Here is a 20,392-nt window from a genome sequence, read left to right on the forward strand (position 1 = left end):
GGCTTTTCTGTTTGTCATATGAACAAAGCAACGGCTGCCGTCAGGCAGCCTTCGCCTTTTTGGATTCGGCCTTGCGGCGAACGTCAGGAGGCGTTGCTTCAAGCGACAGGCTCGCGATTGCTTCGTCGAGCGACATCGAGGTCTGTTCCTGGCTGCCGAGACGACGGATGTTGACCGTGCGCTCTTCGGCTTCCTTCTTGCCGCAGACGATGATCACAGGAACCTTCGTGACCGAATGTTCGCGGACCTTGTAGTTGATCTTCTCGTTGCGGAAGTCGGTCGAGACGTTCAGACCGGCTTCGCGGAGTGCTTCGGCCACCTCGGCACCGTAGCCGTCGGCCTCGGACGTGATGGTCGCCACGACGACCTGTTGCGGTGCGATCCAGAGCGGCATGTGGCCGGCGAAGTTCTCGATCAGAATACCGAGGAAACGCTCCATCGAGCCGCAGATGGCGCGATGGATCATCACCGGCTGCGTCTTTTCGGAGTTGCTGTCGATGTAGAAGGCACCGAAACGCTCCGGCAAGTTGAAATCGACCTGAGTCGTACCGCACTGCCATTCACGGCCGATCGCGTCCTTCAGAGTATATTCGAACTTCGGTCCGTAGAACGCGCCCTCGCCCGGCAGGATGCCGGTCTTGATGCGTCCACCGGACTGCTCCTCAATCGTCTTCAGCACATCCATCATCACGCTTTCGGCGCGATCCCAGAGTGCATCGGTGCCGACGCGCTTGTCCGGACGGGTCGAGAGCTTGACGACGATCTCGCTGAAGCCGAAGTCCTCGTAGACCGACAGGATCAGGTCGTTGATGCGCAGGCACTCGGCCGCCATCTGCTCGTCGGTGCAGAAGACGTGGGCATCGTCCTGCGTGAACCCGCGCACACGCATCAGCCCGTGCAGCGCGCCCGAGGCTTCGTAGCGATGCACGGTACCGAACTCGGCAAGACGGATCGGCAGCTCACGATAGGACTTCAGGCCGTGCTTGAAGATCTGCACGTGACCAGGGCAGTTCATCGGCTTCAGCGCGAAGACGCGGTTGTCGGCTTCCTTGTCGTCGGGATGCGTGAAGGCATAGGCCGACTTCACCGCGAACATGTTTTCCTGGTACCAACCCCAGTGACCCGAGGTTTCCCAGAGCGAGGAATCGAGAACCTGCGGCGCGTTGACCTCTTCATAGGTGCCCGCCAGGCGGCGGCGCATATAGGAGGTCAGCGTCTGGAACATGCGCCAGCCCTTGCCATGCCAGAACACGACACCGGGGCCCTCTTCCTGGAAATGGAACAGGTCCATTTCGCGGCCGAGCTTGCGGTGGTCGCGCTTCTCTGCCTCGGCGAGAATGTGCAGGTAGTTGTCCAGTTCCGACTGCTCGGCAAACGCCGTGCCGTAGATGCGCGAGAGCATGGCATTGTTGCTGTCACCACGCCAATAGGCGCCGGCAACCTTCATCAGCTTGAAGGCCGTACCGATCTGGCCGGTGGACGCCATGTGCGGCCCACGGCAGAGGTCGAACCATTCGCCCTGATTGTAGATCTTCAGATCCTGGCCGGCGGGAATCGCGTCTACCAGCTCGACCTTGTAGCTCTCACCCTTGGCAGCGAAGACTTCCTTCGCCTTCTCGCGCGACCAAACCTGTTTGGTGAAGGGCGCGTTGCGGGCGATGATCTCCTTCATCTTTTTTTCGATCTTCGGCAGATCTTCGGGCGTGAAGGGCTCGTTCTTGGCGAAATCGTAGTAGAAGCCGTTCTCGATCACCGGACCGATCGTGACCTGCGTGCCGGGCCATAGCTCCTGCACGGCTTCCGCCATCACGTGGGCAGCGTCATGCCGGATCAGCTCCAGCGCGCGGCCGTCATTGCGGGTGATGATTTCGATCTTGCCGTCGACGACTGGATCGGAAAGGTCGCGTACCGTACCGTCGATCGCAATGGCGACAGCCTTCTTGGCAAGCGACTTCGAAATGGATTCGGCGACATCCTTACCGGTTGCGCCAGCATCGTAGCTGCGCACGGAACCATCGGGAAATGTCAGGGAAACGGATTGGGACATCTAGAATTCTCCTTGTCCAGTCCCGCCAACGAATGCGGGTGGTTGCAAATGAAGCGCTTCGTCCGCACGAACGCGCCGCCGCCTGATAGCCAGATTTGGTCGTTTAGTAAAGGAAAAGACGGCTCAGCCGAGCAATTCGGCAAGGCCGCGAACGGTATTCCAGTTCCGCAACGTGCCAACGCCCATTCGCTTTGTAGTGAGCGCCGACAGCAGTTTCCATTCGCTTGGCTTGCCCGCGAAATCGATCCACAGGTCACCGTCGACAATCGCGAGGCGCTGGCTGGGGGCCGCGTAGGATCGTAGCGCCTCGAGCGCTGCCGGCACGAGCGGCTTACGCATGACGCGCAGAATGACCTGGCTTCCCTCACCATCGGGAAACGGATTGCCGGCAGCGACCTTGCGCCAATCCTCAGCACGTCGAACCATGATATCGACTGCCTTGCCAAAGCGCGCCTGGAAGCCCGCCTCGAGCTTTGCTTCGATGTCACCGGTCGGTGTCTCCGGCCCTTCGAAGACGATATTGCCGGTAGAGACCAGCGTGCGTGGGTGGCGATAACCGGCAGCCTCCGCCATGTCGCGGAGATCGGACATCACGACGCGCCGGCCAGGCGCCAGCACGATGCTGTGGAGCAATGCAACGTAGGCGGTCACGCCGTCTTCCGGCCAAAGGCGAGATAGCGCCAGGGCGTCCACCAGTGAAAGCTGCCGCCCAGCGTCTCCGGCACCGGATCCAGACCGCTTGTGCCGCCCGGTCCGCACCGCCCGACGCGAAACAACGTCATCCAGCCGCCGGCCCACAGACCATGGCGGGCGATGGCCTCATAGCCATATTCGGAACAGGTCGGGACATGCCGGCAGGAATTGCCGATGAAGCCGGAGAGCGTCAGCTGGTACAGCCTGATGAATGCCATGCCGAGCAGCCGGTCGGGCGTCTTGCGAAACGGGCCCCGGTAGTTGCGTGAAAAGCCGGCCTGCCTCCTAGGAGGAGTAGCGGCGGCACCGCCCTCGTCCTCGTCGTCATGGCCTGGGATGGAACAGAATTGACACATGGCCGGCGCCGCTCATGCTTCCACGGCTTCAGCGCGGCTCGCCTCGATCTGGCCGATCGCATCGACGACCGCATCGAAGGTCAGCATGGTCGATGCGTGGCGGGCCTTGTAGTCCTTGACAGGACGCAGATAGCGCATGTCCTCGAACCGGCCTTCCGGGCCTTCGCCATCGGCCTTGAGCATCGCGAGCATGTCTTCCCGGGCCTTGCGCACTTCGGCCGCTTTGGCGCCGACAACATGCCGCGCCATCACCGACGATGATGCCTGGCCGAGGGCACAGGCCTTCACATCATGGGCGAACGCGGTGATGGTGTCGCCTTCCATCTTCACCCAGATCTTCACCTTCGAGCCGCAAAGTTTCGAATGCGCCTGGGCGCTCGCGTCGGCATCGGGCAAACTGCCGATCAGCGGAATATTGCCCGCAAATTCGAGGATTTTGCTGTTGTAGATATCGTCCATAGCGGATTCCGCTCCCGAATTCATGCGGATCGGCATGCAATTCCCGTATTGTAGCACAAACAAAAACACAGCGTGTCGTGCGAGAAGACTTACATAGGGATGCCGTTTTCCTATATGTATGTCGTTCGAAGGCCATAAAAATGCAATGGCCTCGTGTAAGTTTGATTGGGAAACCGTGCCGGAAGGGCCGCAAATCAAGCCCTGAAAGCCCCGGAGCCTGCCAAAGGTGCATGAATTCCCGTAAGTGGGATTGCCAGTGGCTAGTCCGAAATACGATCCGCCGTGCGGATCAGGAGACAGTTGCATATGGACGCCATCGTAAAGAATTTTCCGCAGACCGCGCTTGATTCCGGCCGCCCGAGCCAGAAGGAAGCGGAAGACGCCGTTCGTACCCTGCTTCGCTGGGCAGGCGACGATCCGTCTCGTGAAGGCCTGCTCGATACTCCGGCGCGCGTCGCCAAATCCTATCGTGAGCTCTTCGCCGGCTACGATATGGATCCCGAAGACGTACTCGGCCGGACGTTCGAAGAAGTCGCCGGCTACGACGACATGGTACTCGTGAGGGATATTCCATTCTTCTCGCATTGCGAACATCACATGGTCCCGATCATCGGGAAGGCGCATGTCGGCTACATGCCGGATGGCAAGGTACTGGGCCTGTCGAAGATTGCCCGCGTGGTCGAAATCTACGGCCGTCGCCTGCAAACGCAGGAAACGATGACCGCACAAATCGCCAAAGCGATCGACGAAACGCTTGCGCCGCGCGGCGTTGCGGTAATGATCGAGGCCGAACACATGTGCATGGCGATGCGCGGTGTTCAAAAACAGGGCTCGACCACATTGACGACTACTTTTACTGGAAGCTTCAAAACTGAGCCGGCTGACCAAGCCCGCTTCATGTCCATGGTGAGGAGCCGCTGATCCCGGCTTCGCTTTAGAAAGCCGCAAGTATGCCCTTTGCCTTCAACGCACCGTCCGACGACAAATCCGAGTTGGAGGATGCCGGCGATTTCACGCCGCGGTTCGATGACCGCGGCCTGATTACAGCGATCGTCACGGACGCGCATGACGGCGAACTGCTGATGGTGGCGCACATGAACGCGCAAGCGCTGGCGCTGACCATACAGACGAAAAAGGCGCACTACTTCAGCCGCTCGCGCGGCAAGCTCTGGATCAAGGGCGAGACTTCAGGCAACATCCAGACGGTCAAGGAAATCCGAACCGATTGCGACCAGGATGCCATCTGGCTGAAGGTCGAGGTTGCCGGTCACGACGCCACCTGCCACACCGGCCGGCGCTCCTGCTTCTACAGGACCGTCAATCTCCAGGACGGCAAGCCGATGCTGGAGATCGCCGACGACGAGCGTCAGTTCGACCCGCATGAAATTTACGGAAAAGAGCCATAAAAACGAAAAACCGTCTCTTTTTGGGGCGGAAACGGCGCCCATATACCAATTGGAAAGGGAAACGGAACACTAATATACTGACCTGCGTGTTCCGCCAGGAGGGGAGACTTTCATGTTGAGCTGGAGTTTGAACCGTCAAAGCTCCGAGGCCGGCATTTCCGACCCGAGCAATCCGGCTTCTCCAGACGTGAAAACCCTGCCCCCGACGACTCCTGCTGCCAAAAGACCAAAGCTTGCCCTTGCGCTTGGCGGTGGTGCCGCGCGCGGATGGGCCCACATTGGCGTCCTGCGTGCGCTTGACGAGGCCGGGATCGAGATCGGCATGGTGGCAGGCACGTCGATCGGCGCTCTTGTTGGTGGCTGCTATCTCGCTGGCAAGCTCGACGAACTCGAGGGCTTCGCCCGTTCGTTGACGATGCGCCGCATCGCCAGCCTTCTGGATCTGACGATCGGCGGAAGCGGCCTGTTCGGCGGCATGCGCCTCACGAAGCGAATGCAGGAACATCTTGAAGGCTTGAACGTCGAGGATCTCGACCGCCCTTTCGTAGCGGTCGCCGCCGAGGTCAACACCGGACATGAAGTCTGGATCGCCAGCGGCTCGCTCATCACGGCGCTTCGGGCCTCATACGCCCTTCCGGGCATCTTCGAACCGATCCGCAGCAATCATCGCACACTCGTGGACGGCGCGCTCGTAAACCCTGTTCCGGTGTCGGTTTGTCGCGCCTACGAGCAGCCGCTGGTCGTTGCCGTCAACTTGAATTACGACCTCTACGGCCGCTCAGCCGTCGTCCGTCATAGCGCCAGCCTGAGCCCGTCGGAAGTCCAGAAGCAGGAGCACGCGCCTTATGCCAAGCTCGGCATGACCGGAGTCATGGTGCAGGCGTTCAACATCATTCAGGACAGGATCGCCAGGGCAAGGCTCGCTGGCGACCCGCCGGATATATCCGTACAGCCGCGTCTCAGCGATATCGGGCTCTCGGAATTTCACCGGGCCGGAGAAGCCATCGAACGTGGTTACGAGGAGACAAAGGCCCGCCTCCCCGAGTTGCAGCGAATGCAGGACGTGTTCGCCGGCTCGTGACGAGCCGGCGCAAGGTCAGCCAGCGATATAGGCCTTGATCTCTTCGGTCTCCCGCTCGACTTCAGCGATACGGGTCTTCACCACGTCACCGATGGAGATAATGCCGGCAAGCTTGCCGTTCACTTCGACCGGGACGTGACGGAAGCGACGGCTGGTCATCAATTCCATGAGTTCGTTCACCGTCGTCGCGTCATTGCAGCGATAGACCTTCGCCGTCATCATCGAGGCCACGGGCTGGTCGAGACAGGCAGGACCTGCCTTGGCGATCGCGTGCACGACATCGCGCTCCGTGAATATCCCGGCGATCTTATTCTCCATTCCGACCACAACGATGGCGCCGATCTTTTTCTTGGTGAGAATCGCGGCTGCCTCGGAAACCGTGGTGTTCGGGCTGGCAGTGACAACATCCCTGCCCTTTGCATCCAGTATGGCTTTGACTGTATTGGACATTCTGAACCTCCTATGTCGAAAGCGAAACATGTCAGCTGATCACAGGCATCCGCAGCGGCCTCTCCTCCCTTGGCGGATCAGTTCGAATGGTGCACTCCAACGGCTAAGATTGCAATATATCCGATGTCTCTAAGGTAGGCGGCATTTCCGGCGGTTTCCGGTCGAACAGGGCAAAGAGAAAGAAGCCGAAAAGGAAGCCGCCGATATGCGCATCCCAGGCAATCGGCTGCGCGCTGTCGCCAATCAGCGGCACCCCGACGGCAATGAGGATGTTGCCGACAAACCAGAACAGCATGAACATCACGACTGTTCGACTGCGGAATGCTTCGCCAATCGAAAGGCGCCGATTGAGGTGAGCGGGCAGCGGCATCCGCCTCTCAGGCGGAAACGCGAACCTGCAGGCCGCCCCCATCAAACCGGAGACCACGCCGGACGCACCGATCAACAGTGTCGGAGCGCCCCAGTTCAACGCGGCATGCAGCGCCGCGGACGCAATTGCCGACAGCAGCCAGAAGATGAGGTAGCGAGCCGTACCGATCCGGCGGGCGACCGGCGCGCCGAATGCCATGAGCCAGAGGCCGTTGAACAGGAGATGTTCGAGGTCGCCATGCAGCAAAGAATAGGACACAGGCGTCCAGAACAGCTGCGGTCCCTGCTGCGACAGCGGCGTGACGTAACGCAGGGGAATGAAGCCGAAGTTGAAGAACATCCACTCGACCGCCTGATCCGACAGCACGAAAAGCTGCACGGCATAGATCGCCGCAAGCAGTCCCAGTGAAGCCAGTATCACGCCCGGCAGGTTGAATATGGGAACACGCGGCGATGGAGGCTCGGTGACCATCTGCGCCTCTGTGGAATCGTCCATCTCTGCCCCCGCTCTATTCAGGACCACACGCTTACAGGAGCGCCGATCAAAAAAAAAGCCGTCCGGCGAGGAGCCGAACGGCCTGCCGAGCATGCCCCGAGAATGACCTCGTGCTCTAGCAATTGGTGCTGAACTTCCAGCGCGGAAGTCGTGAGTAATTCCTCGCACGTTCCCCGGCCCCACTCAATCGAAACCCTTTTTTAACCTTAACCGCCCGCGCGTGGCACGAAAAACGCATGGCATACAGCGACATGGTCATGATGACCGTGGTTCGACCCAAAATGAAACAGATCGGCATCGGCATGCGCCTCAAGACGACAATCGACGTTTTCGACTATTGGAACCTCATCCGAGGCGCGGATGCCGCCCCGTTACGATCGGCAATCGAGCCGACGCATATTGGTCACTTCCTTTCGAGCCTGTTCATGTTGGAAGCGCACGAATCCGGCACCGTCTTCCGCCTTGCGGGAAGCCGTATCTGCGACCTCTTTGGCCGGGACCTCGGCGGCAGCCAGTTTTCCCAGCTTTGGCCGCACGGCCACCAGGACATCGAGATGACCGCGCTTGGCGTCATGCAACATGCAATGCCAGCTTTGCTCAATGTGACAGGCTACAGTGCGGCCGGCCACTCGGCCGCCTTCGAAATCATCCTGCTGCCGTTGCGCTCGAACGAGAATGAATGTGATCGGTTGCTCGGCGCCATCGCATCGTCGGTCGCCGCGAGCTGGCTTGAAATCGTGCCTCTCGAGTTTTTTGCCCTGGACCGCAGCCGGTTGCTTCATGAGCAGTTCGGGCCGCAATCGGATGCCGTTAACCAGGAGCCGGCGGCTGCGGCGGCTGACCAACGCCCTCCATCCATCAGCGAGACCCTTCGAAGTTTTGCCACTGACGCTAGCCGGATGTTCCACTTCAATACAACCAATACGCATCGCAGTGGACTAAGCTGAACAACCTTCTGTTAATGGATTGCGGGTAAAGATCATTCGCAAACGATTTATAAAGAAGCCCTTTAATGTTCGCATTCCAGCAAGCTCAGCCGCAGCGGACTGCACCTCGCCCGGAACAAGGCGCTTTTCAGCGCGTGCCCATCAATATGCAGGGCCGCCTTATGCTGGCGAACTACGAAGAGTATGAGTGCCTGGTAATCGACATGTCTCCTGGCGACATGTACGTGACGTGTCAGGGTCGTCCGCGCGCCAATGAGCGCGTCGTTGCATACATCGACCATCTTGGACGGGTCGAGGGCTACGTCCAGGCGATTGATACCCGCGGCTTCACGATGTCGATCAACGCAACCGAGCGCAAACGCGAGAAGCTGGCCGCGCAGCTGACATGGCTGGCGAACAAGCACGAACTCGGCCTCCCAGAGGATCGGCGTCACGATCGTTTGACGCCACGCGAGACTGTGACGGCAATCACCCTCGAAGACGGGACGCGCTACAATTGCCGGATCATGGACTTGTCGCTCTCCGGCGCCGCCGTCGATGTCGAAATGCGCCCGCCGATCGGCACGCCCCTGCGACTTGGGAATATGCGAGGACGCGTGGTCCGTCACTTCGTCGAAGGCGTGGCGATCGAATTCCTCTCCGTACAATCCCGCGAAACTCTGCGCGAGTTCCTCTGATTTTCGTCATTGCGGCGTCACGCGACTGATCCATATGGGTCGCTCGCAATGAAAGGCCGTCGCATGTCCGTGCTCTATCCCGAAATCAAGCCTTATGAGAAAGGCCTTCTCGATGTCGGCGACTAGCAGCAGATCTATTGGGAAGCGCGCGGCAACCCCGACGGTCTGCCGGCACTCTATCTTCATGGCGGGCCGAGATCAGGCTCAACTGCCGCATCCGCGCGATATTTCAATCCCGCGCGATACCGCATCATTCTCTTCGATCAGCATAATTGTAGCAAAAGCCTCCCCTCTGCAGGCGACCTGCAAACCGAACTGACCCGAAACACGACCTGGGATCTGGTTGATGACATCGAGAAACTCCGACAGCATCTCGGTATCGAAAGCTGGCTGCTGTTCGGCACCTCCTGGGGCTCGACGCTCGCCCGTACCTACACCCAAGCAAGACCGGAACACGTCAGCGCCATCGTGCTTGGCGGCGTCACGATGACGCGACCATCCGAGATCGCGTGGCTGACACATGGGATGGCCGCCTTGTTTCCGGAGGAATGGAATCGCCTTCTCTACGCGCTTCCCGACAAACTTCGCCAGGAAGGCCTGCTTGAAGGGTATCGCACGCTGCTGAATGCGCCTGAGATGGATACCCGCCTGAAGGCTGCTCGAGACTGGCACGACTGGGAGGCAGCCTCCATTCTCCTTGCCGACCCGAACGGCCGTCGCTGGAGCAACCCGACCTATCTGCTGACCCGCGCGCGAATCATCGTCCACTACTTCGCTCACAACGCATGGCTCGACGATGGCGCATTGCTGTCGGGCGCCGACAAGCTGCGGGGCATCCCTGGTGTTCTTGTGCAAGGCAGGCTCGATCTCGAGGCACCCCTGACAACCGCCTGGGAGCTTGCAAGAGCATGGCCCGGAAGCCAGCTCGTGATCGTTGAAAAGGCCGCGCACTCCGTCGCAAATCAGGACATTGCCCGGGCAATCGTCAGTGCGACCGATATTTTTTCTGAAACTCTTCAAAAATAATCGCGCCGCTCGACCGTCGAAAATCGGGCTTTTTCCGAGCCACCCCGCATCAAGTCGGCTGCCATCGGCCGGATGGCACAGGGGCTGCGATGGTTAAGCACTCATTGCGCCCAGCCTCAAAACGTGCCGCCTGTTAACGTTCTGTGCCGGAATGAGACCTTTTCAATCCTGGTATCTTTTCAAAATAGCTGCAATTTGAACTAAGTTTTCGGCAAATGCGCATCAAGTTTTATGCGCATTCGATTTTGTTTTTAGTCGAAATGTCCGCGCATTTGAATCAACTAAGCCTCTAATTTAACTACGCAATTTTGCGGCAGGTAAAAACGTGTGTGGCAATGTCTCCTCACAAACGGGGAGACAAAAATGGCAATCGGGACATTCATCAAAGGCGGCTTGGCAGCCGGCGCGATACTGGTGACAATCGTGGGCGACGGACAGGCGAACTCTCTCAGCATGACGGTCGTCGGCAATGCTAGCCCACCGATCGGCGCCTATCAGTTCTGCAAGGAGATTCCGGCAGACTGCGCAAATCCGGCGGGCGACCAGGGCGTACTGACGCTGACGGAAGATCGTTGGAAAACCATTCTCAAGATCAACTATCAGGTCAACTCGACGATTACGCCGATGACCGACAAGGAAATCTACGGTGTCGAAGAGCGCTGGGCCTATCCGCAAACGGCCGGCGACTGTGAAGATTATGCGCTTCTCAAGCGCAAGCTCCTGATCAATGCAGGCTTCTCGCCATCCGACCTGCTGATGACCGTCGTCCTGCAACCGAATGGCGAAGGCCACGCTGTGCTGACCGTTCGCACGGATCGCGGGGATTTCATCCTCGACAACATGCGCAACAAGGTCATGCTGTGGGCCGATACGGAATACACCTTCCTGAAGCGTCAATCCGCCAGCGATCCGACTCGCTGGTCCAAGCTCCAGGACGGTCGCGCTGTTGCCGTGGGTAGCGTGAAGTAAATACCGACCGCCAGCTGCCACTGGCGGACGTGCAAGGCGCCTTGGTTCGTGTGTCCCCGCATCCCGTTCCTACCGGCGCCCGAGAGCCGCTCCCGCTGTCCCCGGAGCGGCTCATTTTTTATGTGCTCGCGGCCGCAATTAGAACTTCATTAACCATCCTCTCGCCATGATCGGCCAAACGATAACGACCGGCGGCTCCTGTCCCTTCCTGCGGCGGTTTGACATGCGAGAGCCGCCATGCACCACGTCGAAAACAATGCCATAGCCGAAGCGCCACTGCTCTCCACCAGCTTTCTGGTGCGGGTCACGGCTGTGATTGCGATTCTGGCCGCATTGACGATCGCGATCAGCATTGGTGGCCGCTGGTTCGGAGCGCGGGTGTCGCTCGCCGGCAATGCGGAAGACACGACGCCGATAACCCTCGTGATCGGTCAAGACACCATTCAGTTTCCAGCCAATACGATCCGTTTTCCGAGCCAGCGGCAAAGTGGCGTCGCAGAACGGACCGATCTTTACCTGACATGGCCCGAACTGCGTGGATACGACAAGGCAAACCGCACGCGCTTCGATGACGTTTCCCAGTCATCGGGCCTCATCTTTCTGCAGATATCGCAGAGCACGATGTCCAAGGACATGTCGGGGCGCATGGAGCCGATCTATTCGCATCTGCTGGAAGGGGCGCCTGTCCCCTTCTCGAACGGAATGACGCTCCATCATTTGCGCGCGGATGCGGGTTACGCCGGCGAAGTGCTGCTGACGGCAGCGAAACCTGACGGCAGCAACTATGTCGTGCGCTGCGTGCTCCCCGACACACCGGCGATGGCGACCAGCGGCGATTGCCAGCGCGACATCAAGGTCGGTCACGATTTAAGTGTGCTTTACCGCTTCTCGAGTCAGCATTTGCCCGACTGGGACCATATTGATGCCGCTATTCGCCACTTTGTGGAAACGCGTCTTGTGACCCGTTCTGCGCCAAGCCGCTAAATTGGTCCGAAATGGCGAAACAAACGATTAATCATAAACGGATTGGTAACCCCAGGCGGCTACTTTCGGGAGGGTTGATCGTGCGGGAGGGCGCGCGATCCCGCGAACATTTGAACTGCAAGCGAAGAGTGAAATAGTGTCCAGGTCAGCTTCCTCCGTGTCTCCATCCCGTTCCGGTAATTTCCTGATCAAGGCGATCATGGTGCTGTCGATGGCAGTCGGGATCGCAACGATCGACTCGGCCAATGCCGAGGCGGAAGCCGCCAATTCGAGATATGCCGGCATCGTCGTCGATGCGAATACGGGCAACGTCCTCTACAGCGAAAATGCCGATCGCTTGCAGTATCCGGCTTCGCTCACAAAGATGATGACCCTTTATCTGACGTTCGAAGCACTCGAGCAGGGTCGCATCCGTCTTGATACAGCTGTTCCCTTCTCCGCTCATGCGTCCGGCCAGGCTCCCACCAAGCTCGGCGTTCGACCGGGCGGTACGATTTCCGTCGAACAGGCGATTCTCGGCCTCGTCACGCTTTCGGCCAATGATGCTTCCACCGCCCTTGGCGAGTTGCTCGGCGGCAGCGAGGATCGTTTCGCGCAGATGATGACTGCCAAGGCGCATGCGCTCGGCATGACCCGCACGACCTACCGCAACGCAAACGGCCTGCCGAACACCGCGCAGATGACGACGGCGCGTGACCAGGCCCGCCTTGGTATCGCGCTACGCCAGCACTTCCCGCAGTATTACGGTTACTTCTCCACCCAGAGCTTCAAGTTCGGGAACCGCATCATCCGCAGCCACAACCGCCTCGTCGGTTCCGTGCGCGGCGTCGATGGCATCAAGACGGGCTACACCCGTGCGGCCGGCTTCAATCTCGTCAGCTCAGTTCAGATCGATGGCAAGTCGATCGTCGGCGTGGTCCTCGGTGGCGCCTCCACCCCTGCCCGCGACAACCAGATGCGCAATTTGATCGCAAGCTACCTGCCGAAGGCCTCGAGCCGTAGCGGTTCGTCCAATCTCGTTGCACAAGCGCCCAAGATTTCGACTGAGCCGGTTATTCCGGTGACCGCGGCAAAAACCGAGGTTGCCTCCGTGTCGACCGGTTCCGACCTTCCGCACAGCGGTCCGGTTCCTGATACGCGTGACCAGGCTGCCTCCGCTCAGGTCGCTTTTGCCGCAACGCCAGCTGCGAAGTCCGCCAACCCGCTTCTGCAGGAGATGCCTGCCCCAACGAAGGTCAAGACGCAGCCGATCAAGCAGGCATCCATCGCCACTCCGACGCCGGCGCCTTCCTACGTGCCGCCGGAACAGGGCGACACCTCGGTAGACACTCTGACGACTGCCTCCACCAAGGAAGCGCAGCCGAGCGGTTGGGTCGTTCAGATCGGCGTAGCGTCCAGCAAGGATGGCGCAATGGATCTGCTTGACGGCGCAAAGACCAAGGGCGGCAAGGCACTGCGCTCCGCAAAGCCCTTCGCGGTTGCCTACGCCGGCAGCTACCGCGCTCGCTTCGGCGGCTTCGACGACCAACGCGACGCCGTGAATGCCTGCAACGCGCTGAAGCGCGCCGGTGTGAAATGCTGGGCTGCGGCTCAGTAATGATGAGGACTGTCGCCTACGCGTTTCAGGCGGCAGCCCGGAATATGGCCGTGATCGGTGTTCGCGATCCGGCCGGAGTTGTTAGACTCGATTTGTGTTGCGTACGGGGATGACTATGGCGATCAACGAGAACGTTCCGGAATTTCCGCCTCAAGGCCGACTGACGGGAAAGAACCCACGGGCGGGATTGCACCCGCTCCATGAGGCGGCGCTTCGGTTGGCAGAGATCGGCCTTCAGCGCCAGAAGCCGAAGACGGCAAAGACCAAGGATCTCATCAACCTGCTGCTCTGCCACGGCGCACGCGCCTGGCGCTATTCGCAGCCGGAAGCAAGCATTCACCTGCATGTGACGTGCCCCGATGGACGGGCACCTGTCACCTTGCGCTTGCGCTAATTTTATTCAGAGCAGACCAAGCTCGGAAAGCTCGCGGCGCAGGTCCGCGGGCATTTCAGCAATACCTTCGCCGAGACTGTGAAGATCGCGCGGCGTATCTTCCTCGGGGAAATACCGCCAGCCCTGGAACGCGCGCTTCGGCTGCACCGAGGTTTCAATGACCTCCGGGCCGAGCACCAGATGGCAGCGGCCAATTCCCTCGCCATCCGTAAATGTCTGGATGTCCAACAGCTTCTGCCGCGCCTGAACCTGACCCTTGATCACCCAGTAGAGCGATCCTCCGTCGAGCAGTTCTTCGACGCGTTTGGGAACCATTCTTGTCGTGTGAACGGAATGAGGTTCCAGACCAGCAGCGATGGCGCGAAGCGAGCGTTCCGCCACCCATTCACGCAGGTCATCAATCGAGTCTGCCCCGACGCACAGTTTGATAAGATGCAATGCCATGCTGCCGTTGAAATCCTTTTGGGCGGCAGCGTCAAGACATCAGATCGGGATGTGCGACCGTGTGCAGCGATTTTCGAAGGACGCCTACGGTCAACATTCGACAACGTTGACGGCGAGGCCACCTGTGGACGTTTCCTTGTATTTCTCGCTCATATCATGGCCCGTCTGCCGCATGGTTTCGATGCAGGCATCGAGCGGCACGAAATGCCGACCGTCGCCCTTGATCGCCAGCGACGCTGCTGTGACCGCCTTGACAGCGCCGAGCGCGTTGCGCTCGATGCACGGAACCTGAACCAAGCCCGCGACCGGGTCGCAGCTCATTCCCAGGTGGTGTTCAAGAGCGATCTCCGCCGCGTTCTCGATCTGCTCTGCCGTGCCGCCCATGACAGCAGCAAGGCCGGCGGCGGCCATGGCGGCGGCGGAGCCAACCTCGCCCTGACAGCCGACTTCCGCGCCTGAGATCGAGGCGTTGTGCTTGATGATGCCGCCGATGGCGGCTGCCGTCAGAAGGTAATCGCGAATGCCCTTCTGGTCCCAATCGTCATGGAAGTGCTCGTAGTAGCGGATGGTCGCCGGAATGACGCCAGCAGCGCCGTTCGTCGGCGCCGTCACGACGCGCCCGCCTGCTGCGTTCTCTTCGTTCACGGCCATGGCGTAGACGCTCAGCCAATCGTTGGCGAGCAGCGGGTTGATGCGGTTGCTACGCCATTCTTCCTGGAGCTTGTCATGAATCGCCCGAGCACGGCGGCGGACATTCAATCCGCCCGGCATGATGCCATCGACCTTCAGGCCGCGTTCGATGCAGGAGCGCATGGCAGCCCAGATCCGATCGAGCCCCTCGTCCAACTCCTCGCGGCTACGGTGGCTTTCCTCGTTGGCGCGTTTCATCTGCGCGATAGAAAGGCCGGAGCGCGCCGCCATGTCGAGCATCTGCTTCGCGCTCGAAAACGGATAGGGCACCTTGGCGAGATCCGACGATGCCTTCTTCTTCGTACGCATTCCTTCCAACTCGGTATCGGTCACCACGAAACCGCCGCCGACGGAGTAGTAGATGCGACGCAGAAGCATTCGCCCGTCCCGGTCGAAGGCGGAAAAGGACATGCCATTGGCATGTCCGGGCAGCGGCTGCTTTTTGTCGAAGACCAGATCGACCTTGGGCTGGAACTGATAGGCCGGGTGGCCGGGCGGCGTGATGCGACCGGAACGTTCCACGCCGTCGATGATGCCATCCATCTTGTCGGGATCAACGCTGTCGGGCTGCTCCCCCATCAAGCCGAGCACGACAGCCCTGCCCGTTCCGTGGCCGATGCCCGTGTGCGCCAGCGAACCATGGAGACTGACCTTGATCGACGCGACCTGCGCGCCGGACGACGGACGCGGCCATTCGTCCGACAGAATCAGATCGAGAAAGCGGTTAGCCGCCGTCATCGGCCCCATCGTGTGTGAGCTTGAGGGACCGACGCCGATCTTAAATACGTCGAAAACGGAAAGGAACATGATTGCGTCCTGTTTTGATTTGCTGACGAAAGCTACGCCAGCAGCGCTCGCGACCCCTTCGATACACCGACATAGCATTTCACGGGTGCGACATCGCTTAAAACCAAACGCTCAATCGCGTCCCGGTTATTGCGGCGCGCGCGCGCATCTGTAGAGTGGCGGCGTTTCGACGGGGAACTGAATCAATATAATGATGACGACGGCAGATTACATCGCACTGGCGCTTTTTGCAGCACTCTGGTTTGGCTATTCCCGGCTGCTGAGAGGTGCCAGCCTCTTCGGCCGGACCAGCCTCACGCACGCGATGGGCGAACGCCGCCGCGAGTGGATTTACAATTCGCTTCGCCGCGATCTGAAGATGATCGACACCCAGATCATGGCCGGCCTGCAGAACGGCACGGCGTTCTTCGCATCGACCTCGATCTTCGCGATCGGCAGCTGTTTTGCTTTGCTCGGAGCCACCGAGAAGGTGGATGCGGTCTTCGCCGACCTGCCTTTTGTCTTCCACAGTGGACATGGCGCATTCGAGATGAAGGTTGGCGGGCTGGCGGTGCTCTTCGGCTATGCCTTTTTCAAATTCGGCTGGTCCTACCGGCTGTTCAACTACTGCACGATCCTCTTCGGCTCCATTCCGATGATGCGCGACACGGAACGCGATATCGTCGCCGCAGAGCGTGCGGCAGAGCGCGTCATCCGCATGAATGTCATCGCCGGAGGCCATTTCAACGAGGGTTTGCGCGCGATCTTCCTTTCGATCGGCTACCTCGGCTGGTTCATCAATCCCTACGTCTTCATGGCAACGACGGTGATCGTGATTACGGTCCTGACGAGGCGGCAGTTCTTTTCCGAGGCGCGGCTCGCGATCATGGACTCCGCGTCGCCATCAAATCTCCACCTTTCTCCTGTTCCCCGCGATGCACCGTCGGACGACGGAAACGACTCATCCGGGGGATTGTGAATGGCTGTTCCGGCGACGGGAACCGAGGCGAGCGCCAAGCCGCCCCGCATAGGCTTGCTGGATACAGTGCGTGGAGCGGCGCTGATCGCGATGGCGAGCTACCACTTCACCTGGGACCTAGAGTTCATGGGGTATCTGACCCCGGGCACCGCGGAAACGGGTTGGCTGAAGCTATATGCCCGCGCCATTGCCTCGACGTTCCTTTTCATCGTCGGCATCAGTCTGGTACTCGCCAACACGCCTGAGATTCGTTGGCGTCCTTTCTGGAAGCGGTTCGCGATGATTGCCGCCGCCGCCGCCGCAATTTCTGCTGCGACATGGTATTTCATGCCGGGAGAATGGATATTCTTCGGCATCCTGCACGCGATCGCGGTTCTCAGCCTGATCGGCGTCATTCTGTTGCGCTTGCCGACGCCCGTGACCATCGCGGTCACCGCGGCCGCGATCGTCGCGTGGGTCGCTGACACCTGGGTTGCACCGGGCATCTTGCGCTGGCCATTCTTCAATCCCCGCTATTTCGCGTGGATCGGTTTCGCGGAACTACCGCAACGATCGAACGACTATGTGCCGGTATTTCCCTGGGCGGTTCCGTTCCTGATCGGACTGACAACCGCGTTGATTGCCGTCAGGACAACCCTGCCCGCACGGCTTGCGCGCCTGGGAACCGGCTCGAACCTGCTTGCAAAGGCCGGCCGCCACAGCCTTGCCTTCTACCTCATTCATCAGCCGGTATTGATCTCGATCGCCTATGGATTGTCGATCGTCGTACCGCCGGCCAAGCTCGATCCGGTGGAAAGCTATCTCAGACAATGCAACGTGTCCTGCACCCAGCAGGAAGGTGAAGCGCTATGCCGCAGCTTCTGCCAGTGCACGCTCGAGAAGCTTCAGGCACAAAACCTGTTCACGCAGTTTCAGTTGGGGGCTGTCAAGGCGGATGACGACCGCATTGTGACGCTGGCGGGCGAGTGTAGCGCCGCCAGCCAATAGCTCAGGTGCCGACGCCGATTTCGGCGAGGCGACCGAGACAGGCTTCTTCGATGTTGTCGAGTTCAGCCAGCGTTTCGTCGATGTCCTTGCGCTTCTGGCGAAGGTCATCTCGCTTTTCGTCCACACGCTTCATCAGAAGCTTGAGCTGACCGAGTTCGCCCGGTGGCTCCTTGTAAACCTGGATGATCTCGCGGATCTCCGCAATCGTGAAGCCGATACGGCGACCGCGCAGGATTTCCTGGATAAGGCGCCGGTCAGTCGGCCTGAACAGGCGCGTACGACCACGACGCTCGGGATGAATCAGCCCCTCATCCTCGTAGAATCTAAGCGTGCGCGTCGAGACCCCGAATTCGCGCGTCAACTCAGTTATGCTATAGTACTTGCTAACCGGCATGGTTCCCTCAATATTCAGGGAGTTATAATATTGACTTTTACGTAATAGTCAATTTGCGCAGGGCGCTTCAAGCCGGCTAAATTCCGAACCACCAGGTCGCAATTCCGAGAAACGCAAAAAAACCCGTACAGTCCGTGACCGTGGTCACGAAAACCGACGAGGCGATGGCCGGATCGGCGCCAAATTTGTGCAGGAGCAGCGGCAGGAGAATGCCGGCAAGAGCTGCGGCGAACAGGTTGATGATCATTGCCGCGCCGATGACGAAGCCGAGCTGATAGTCGTGGAACCAGGTCGCTGCGATCGCTCCCATGATCACCGAGAACATCGCGCCATTGGCAATCCCGACCGCCGCCTCTCTGCGGATAACTCGGCCCGCGTTATAAATATCGAGATCGCCGGTGGCGAGCGCGCGAACGGTCACGGTCATCGTCTGCGTGCCGGCGTTGCCGCCCATGGAGGCGACGATCGGCATCAGGACGGCAAGCGCAATCATCTTCTCGATCGAATCGTCAAACAATCCGATGACGCTCGCGGATAGCAGCGCGGTGCCGAGGTTGATCAGTAGCCACAGGAAGCGAGACCGCACCGTCGAGACGACGTTGTCTGACAGTTCTTCGTCGCCGACACCACCGAGGCGCTTGATGTCCTCATCCGCCTCTTCATGGATGACGTCGACGACGTCATCGATGGTGAGAACACCGACAAGGCGTTCGTTCTCGTCGACGACGGCCGCAGACAGAAGGTCGTACTGCTCGAAAAGCTGTGCGGCCTCTTCCTGGTCCATCTCCGCTGGGATCGGATGGTTTGTCTCCCGCATGATCGACTCGATCTTGCTCTGGCGCTTGGTTCGCAGGATCTTGTCGAGATCAACGGCACCGAGCAGCTTGAACGTCGGATCGATGACGAAAATCTGCGAGAAGGAATAAGGCAGGTTCTCCTCGTCGCGCATGTAGTCGATCGTCTGGCCGACCGTCCAGAACGGCGGCACGGCGACGAACTCCGTCTGCATGCGGCGCCCGGCCGAGCTTTCGGGATAATCCAGCGCGCGGCGCAGGCGCACCCGTTCCGTGAACGGAAGCTGCGCGAGGATCTCTTCGCGATCCTCCTTGTCGAGATCTTCAAGAATGTAGACGGCGTCGTCCGAATCGAGCTCGCCGATCGCGGCGGCGATCTGCTCGTTCGGCATCTGATCGACGATCTCGCGACGGATCGCTTCGTCGACCTCTGTCAGTGCCGTCATGTCGAATTCGTCGCCGAGCAACCGGACAAGCGCGAGGCGCTGATCCGGCTGGATCGATTCGAGCAGATCGCCTATTTCGGATTCGTGCAGGCGTGCGACGTGTTGCCGAAGGAAGATGGTATCGCGATCGGCGATGGCGGCGCCGACCAGCGCGAGGAAGTCGCTACGGACGTTGCCGTTCTCGTCATAAATGTCGGCTTCGTCGTCCTCGGGACGCGTGCGGACGAGCTCTTCTGCGTCGTTCGTCATCCTTTGCCGCCCTCGCATCTGATTCGAAGTTCAGCAACTTCGAAACGCCGGAATTGACTTCGTGCTAGCCGAAAGCCGGCAGCGCGTCCAGCGCCAAACCATTCACCGGGATGACAATTCTCCGATCAATGAGTAGTTTCCGCCCGATACGAACGAGGAGCTATCTGCGTGCCCATCCGCCCCATTCTGCGCTTCCCCGATGCCGGTCTTCGAACCGTGTGTGAGCCGGTTGCTGTTTTCGACGACGGGCTTCGCGCGCTTGCCGCCGACCTGCTGGATACCATGCGGGCAGCACCCGGCGTTGGCATCACTGCGGCACATATCGGCGTGTTCCAGCGTGTGACCGTGATCGAGCTCAGCCGCGAGGATGGCGTGCGAAATCTCGTCAACCCGGTTATCATTTCAACCGCCCAGGAAACAATCCGGCATACCGAGGGCAGCGTCTCCATGCCCGGGATCACAGACGAGGTAATCAGGCCGAATGCCATCCGCTATCGCTATCAGGATCTCGATGGAGTTCTGCATGAGGATGAGGCCAAGGGCTTCCTCGCCGTGTGCATCCAACATGAAATCGATCAGCTGGATGGAATCTTCTGGCTGCAGCGCCTCTCGAAGCTGAAGCGCGACCGGCTGATCAAGAAGTGGGAAAAGTCTGGAGGCTAAGCGCCGGTC

The 20,392-nt window shown here is 59.8% G+C and carries 22 protein-coding genes and 1 pseudogene; 13 read left to right on the forward strand and 10 right to left on the reverse strand.

Translation table 11 applies throughout. The features are described from left to right. Positions 1–40: 40 nt before the first annotated feature. From thrS to A6U87_RS11045, 4 genes are all read right to left on the reverse strand, one after another. Positions 41–2,047 (reverse strand): threonine--tRNA ligase, encoded by a 2,007-nt coding sequence (gene thrS, locus A6U87_RS11030; protein WP_065691311.1) that lies wholly within the window; start codon positions 2,045–2,047, stop codon positions 41–43. 123 nt (positions 2,048–2,170) lie between these two features. Continuing rightward, complete coding sequence (locus A6U87_RS11035) at positions 2,171–2,698, reverse strand: DUF1697 domain-containing protein (protein WP_065691312.1); 528 nt, start codon at positions 2,696–2,698, stop codon at positions 2,171–2,173. Continuing rightward, positions 2,695–3,096: a membrane protein insertion efficiency factor YidD gene (gene yidD / locus A6U87_RS11040; protein WP_065691313.1), complete on the reverse strand. Its 402-nt coding sequence runs from the start codon at positions 3,094–3,096 to the stop codon at positions 2,695–2,697. Before yidD ends, A6U87_RS11035 begins: the two co-directional genes overlap by 4 nt. A gap of 12 nt (positions 3,097–3,108) precedes the next feature. Further along, entirely contained in the window at positions 3,109–3,555 is a 447-nt protein-coding gene (locus tag A6U87_RS11045; protein WP_065691359.1) for an iron-sulfur cluster assembly scaffold protein, read from the reverse strand. 306 nt (positions 3,556–3,861) lie between these two features. Between A6U87_RS11045 and folE the strand changes: the two genes are divergently transcribed. The 3 genes from folE (at position 3,862) to A6U87_RS11060 (ending at position 6,042) form a co-directional block, all read left to right on the forward strand. Further along, on the forward strand, positions 3,862–4,476 hold the full coding sequence (gene folE / locus A6U87_RS11050) for a GTP cyclohydrolase I FolE (protein ID WP_065691314.1): 615 nt from the start codon (positions 3,862–3,864) through the stop codon (positions 4,474–4,476). A 29-nt stretch (positions 4,477–4,505) separates the two neighbouring features. Then, positions 4,506–4,961, forward strand: coding sequence for a phosphoribosyl-AMP cyclohydrolase (gene hisI / locus A6U87_RS11055; protein ID WP_065691315.1), 456 nt, complete (start codon positions 4,506–4,508; stop codon positions 4,959–4,961). Between the two features lie 112 nt (positions 4,962–5,073). Next, the gene (locus tag A6U87_RS11060) at positions 5,074–6,042 is read left to right on the forward strand and encodes a patatin-like phospholipase family protein (RefSeq protein ID WP_065691316.1); all 969 of its coding nucleotides are present in this window, start codon (positions 5,074–5,076) and stop codon (positions 6,040–6,042) included. Positions 6,043–6,057: 15 nt separating this feature from the next. Here the strand turns inward: A6U87_RS11060 and A6U87_RS11065 are convergent, their stop codons facing one another. Beyond that, positions 6,058–6,492 carry a CBS domain-containing protein gene (locus tag A6U87_RS11065; RefSeq protein WP_065691317.1) on the reverse strand — a complete coding sequence of 145 codons (435 nt, stop codon included), beginning with the start codon at positions 6,490–6,492 and terminating at the stop codon, positions 6,058–6,060. Positions 6,493–6,595: 103 nt separating this feature from the next. Then, a complete protein-coding gene (locus tag A6U87_RS11070; RefSeq protein WP_065691318.1) occupies positions 6,596–7,357 on the reverse strand; it encodes a rhomboid family intramembrane serine protease in 762 nt (253 codons plus the stop codon). 281 nt (positions 7,358–7,638) lie between these two features. On the opposite strand from A6U87_RS11070, the gene A6U87_RS11075 reads away from it, so the two are divergent. The 7 genes and pseudogenes from A6U87_RS11075 (at position 7,639) to A6U87_RS11105 (ending at position 13,951) form a co-directional block, all read left to right on the forward strand. Then, a complete protein-coding gene (locus A6U87_RS11075) occupies positions 7,639–8,304 on the forward strand; it encodes a PAS domain-containing protein (protein WP_083199348.1) in 666 nt (221 codons plus the stop codon). A 65-nt stretch (positions 8,305–8,369) separates the two neighbouring features. Then, the gene (locus tag A6U87_RS11080; protein ID WP_065691320.1) at positions 8,370–8,981 is read left to right on the forward strand and encodes a PilZ domain-containing protein; all 612 of its coding nucleotides are present in this window, start codon (positions 8,370–8,372) and stop codon (positions 8,979–8,981) included. A gap of 63 nt (positions 8,982–9,044) precedes the next feature. Then, positions 9,045–10,007, forward strand: a pseudogene (gene pip, locus A6U87_RS11085) (prolyl aminopeptidase). A 363-nt stretch (positions 10,008–10,370) separates the two neighbouring features. Continuing rightward, positions 10,371–10,976: a transglutaminase-like cysteine peptidase gene (locus A6U87_RS11090; protein ID WP_065691321.1), complete on the forward strand. Its 606-nt coding sequence runs from the start codon at positions 10,371–10,373 to the stop codon at positions 10,974–10,976. A 237-nt stretch (positions 10,977–11,213) separates the two neighbouring features. Next, positions 11,214–11,960: a hypothetical protein gene (locus A6U87_RS11095; protein WP_065691322.1), complete on the forward strand. Its 747-nt coding sequence runs from the start codon at positions 11,214–11,216 to the stop codon at positions 11,958–11,960. Positions 11,961–12,075: 115 nt separating this feature from the next. Further along, the gene (locus A6U87_RS11100; RefSeq protein ID WP_198928696.1) at positions 12,076–13,557 is read left to right on the forward strand and encodes a serine hydrolase; all 1,482 of its coding nucleotides are present in this window, start codon (positions 12,076–12,078) and stop codon (positions 13,555–13,557) included. 115 nt (positions 13,558–13,672) lie between these two features. Beyond that, positions 13,673–13,951 (forward strand): hypothetical protein, encoded by a 279-nt coding sequence (locus A6U87_RS11105; RefSeq protein WP_065691323.1) that lies wholly within the window; start codon positions 13,673–13,675, stop codon positions 13,949–13,951. 6 nt (positions 13,952–13,957) lie between these two features. Here the strand turns inward: A6U87_RS11105 and A6U87_RS11110 are convergent, their stop codons facing one another. Both A6U87_RS11110 and A6U87_RS11115 read right to left on the reverse strand, forming a co-directional pair. Further along, positions 13,958–14,395 (reverse strand): DUF1489 family protein, encoded by a 438-nt coding sequence (locus A6U87_RS11110; RefSeq protein ID WP_065691324.1) that lies wholly within the window; start codon positions 14,393–14,395, stop codon positions 13,958–13,960. A 90-nt stretch (positions 14,396–14,485) separates the two neighbouring features. Beyond that, the gene (locus A6U87_RS11115) at positions 14,486–15,892 is read right to left on the reverse strand and encodes an L-serine ammonia-lyase (RefSeq protein WP_065691325.1); all 1,407 of its coding nucleotides are present in this window, start codon (positions 15,890–15,892) and stop codon (positions 14,486–14,488) included. Positions 15,893–16,085: 193 nt separating this feature from the next. Here A6U87_RS11115 and A6U87_RS11120 point away from each other — a divergent pair, with 193 nt between their 5' ends. Both A6U87_RS11120 and A6U87_RS11125 read left to right on the forward strand, forming a co-directional pair. After that, positions 16,086–16,850 (forward strand): DUF599 domain-containing protein, encoded by a 765-nt coding sequence (locus tag A6U87_RS11120; RefSeq protein WP_065691361.1) that lies wholly within the window; start codon positions 16,086–16,088, stop codon positions 16,848–16,850. Further along, complete coding sequence (locus A6U87_RS11125; RefSeq protein WP_065691326.1) at positions 16,851–17,837, forward strand: heparan-alpha-glucosaminide N-acetyltransferase; 987 nt, start codon at positions 16,851–16,853, stop codon at positions 17,835–17,837. A 1-nt stretch (position 17,838) separates the two neighbouring features. Here the strand turns inward: A6U87_RS11125 and A6U87_RS11130 are convergent, their stop codons facing one another. Together A6U87_RS11130 and mgtE are read right to left on the reverse strand one after the other, a co-directional pair. Next, a complete protein-coding gene (locus tag A6U87_RS11130; RefSeq protein WP_065691327.1) occupies positions 17,839–18,231 on the reverse strand; it encodes a MerR family DNA-binding transcriptional regulator in 393 nt (130 codons plus the stop codon). A gap of 76 nt (positions 18,232–18,307) precedes the next feature. Next, complete coding sequence (mgtE, locus tag A6U87_RS11135) at positions 18,308–19,720, reverse strand: magnesium transporter (RefSeq protein WP_065691328.1); 1,413 nt, start codon at positions 19,718–19,720, stop codon at positions 18,308–18,310. 168 nt (positions 19,721–19,888) lie between these two features. Between mgtE and A6U87_RS11140 the strand changes: the two genes are divergently transcribed. Continuing rightward, positions 19,889–20,383 carry a peptide deformylase gene (locus A6U87_RS11140; RefSeq protein ID WP_065691329.1) on the forward strand — a complete coding sequence of 165 codons (495 nt, stop codon included), beginning with the start codon at positions 19,889–19,891 and terminating at the stop codon, positions 20,381–20,383. Positions 20,384–20,392: the final 9 nt, after the last annotated feature.

The organism is Rhizobium sp. AC44/96 (genome assembly GCF_001692185.1).
In the GTDB taxonomy this organism is placed as follows: Bacteria; Pseudomonadota; Alphaproteobacteria; order Rhizobiales; family Rhizobiaceae; genus Rhizobium.

Excerpts from the sequence above, each read along its gene's own strand:
- A6U87_RS11095 (WP_065691322.1), top strand. The coding sequence starts at position 11,214 with ATGCACCACGTCGAAAACAATGCCATAGCCGAAGCGCCACTGCTCTCC.
- yidD (WP_065691313.1), bottom strand. The coding sequence starts at position 3,096 with ATGTGTCAATTCTGTTCCATCCCAGGCCATGACGACGAGGACGAGGGC.
- hisI (WP_065691315.1), top strand. The coding sequence starts at position 4,506 with ATGCCCTTTGCCTTCAACGCACCGTCCGACGACAAATCCGAGTTGGAG.
- A6U87_RS11120 (WP_065691361.1), top strand. The coding sequence starts at position 16,086 with ATGACGACGGCAGATTACATCGCACTGGCGCTTTTTGCAGCACTCTGG.
- A6U87_RS11090 (WP_065691321.1), top strand. The coding sequence starts at position 10,371 with ATGGCAATCGGGACATTCATCAAAGGCGGCTTGGCAGCCGGCGCGATA.
- mgtE (WP_065691328.1), bottom strand. The coding sequence starts at position 19,720 with ATGACGAACGACGCAGAAGAGCTCGTCCGCACGCGTCCCGAGGACGAC.
- A6U87_RS11045 (WP_065691359.1), bottom strand. The coding sequence starts at position 3,555 with ATGGACGATATCTACAACAGCAAAATCCTCGAATTTGCGGGCAATATT.
- A6U87_RS11115 (WP_065691325.1), bottom strand. The coding sequence starts at position 15,892 with ATGTTCCTTTCCGTTTTCGACGTATTTAAGATCGGCGTCGGTCCCTCA.
- A6U87_RS11075 (WP_083199348.1), top strand. The coding sequence starts at position 7,639 with ATGAAACAGATCGGCATCGGCATGCGCCTCAAGACGACAATCGACGTT.
- A6U87_RS11105 (WP_065691323.1), top strand. The coding sequence starts at position 13,673 with ATGGCGATCAACGAGAACGTTCCGGAATTTCCGCCTCAAGGCCGACTG.
- A6U87_RS11060 (WP_065691316.1), top strand. The coding sequence starts at position 5,074 with ATGTTGAGCTGGAGTTTGAACCGTCAAAGCTCCGAGGCCGGCATTTCC.
- A6U87_RS11080 (WP_065691320.1), top strand. The coding sequence starts at position 8,370 with ATGTTCGCATTCCAGCAAGCTCAGCCGCAGCGGACTGCACCTCGCCCG.
- A6U87_RS11130 (WP_065691327.1), bottom strand. The coding sequence starts at position 18,231 with ATGCCGGTTAGCAAGTACTATAGCATAACTGAGTTGACGCGCGAATTC.
- A6U87_RS11110 (WP_065691324.1), bottom strand. The coding sequence starts at position 14,395 with ATGGCATTGCATCTTATCAAACTGTGCGTCGGGGCAGACTCGATTGAT.
- thrS (WP_065691311.1), bottom strand. The coding sequence starts at position 2,047 with ATGTCCCAATCCGTTTCCCTGACATTTCCCGATGGTTCCGTGCGCAGC.
- A6U87_RS11070 (WP_065691318.1), bottom strand. The coding sequence starts at position 7,357 with ATGGACGATTCCACAGAGGCGCAGATGGTCACCGAGCCTCCATCGCCG.
- A6U87_RS11125 (WP_065691326.1), top strand. The coding sequence starts at position 16,851 with ATGGCTGTTCCGGCGACGGGAACCGAGGCGAGCGCCAAGCCGCCCCGC.
- folE (WP_065691314.1), top strand. The coding sequence starts at position 3,862 with ATGGACGCCATCGTAAAGAATTTTCCGCAGACCGCGCTTGATTCCGGC.
- A6U87_RS11065 (WP_065691317.1), bottom strand. The coding sequence starts at position 6,492 with ATGTCCAATACAGTCAAAGCCATACTGGATGCAAAGGGCAGGGATGTT.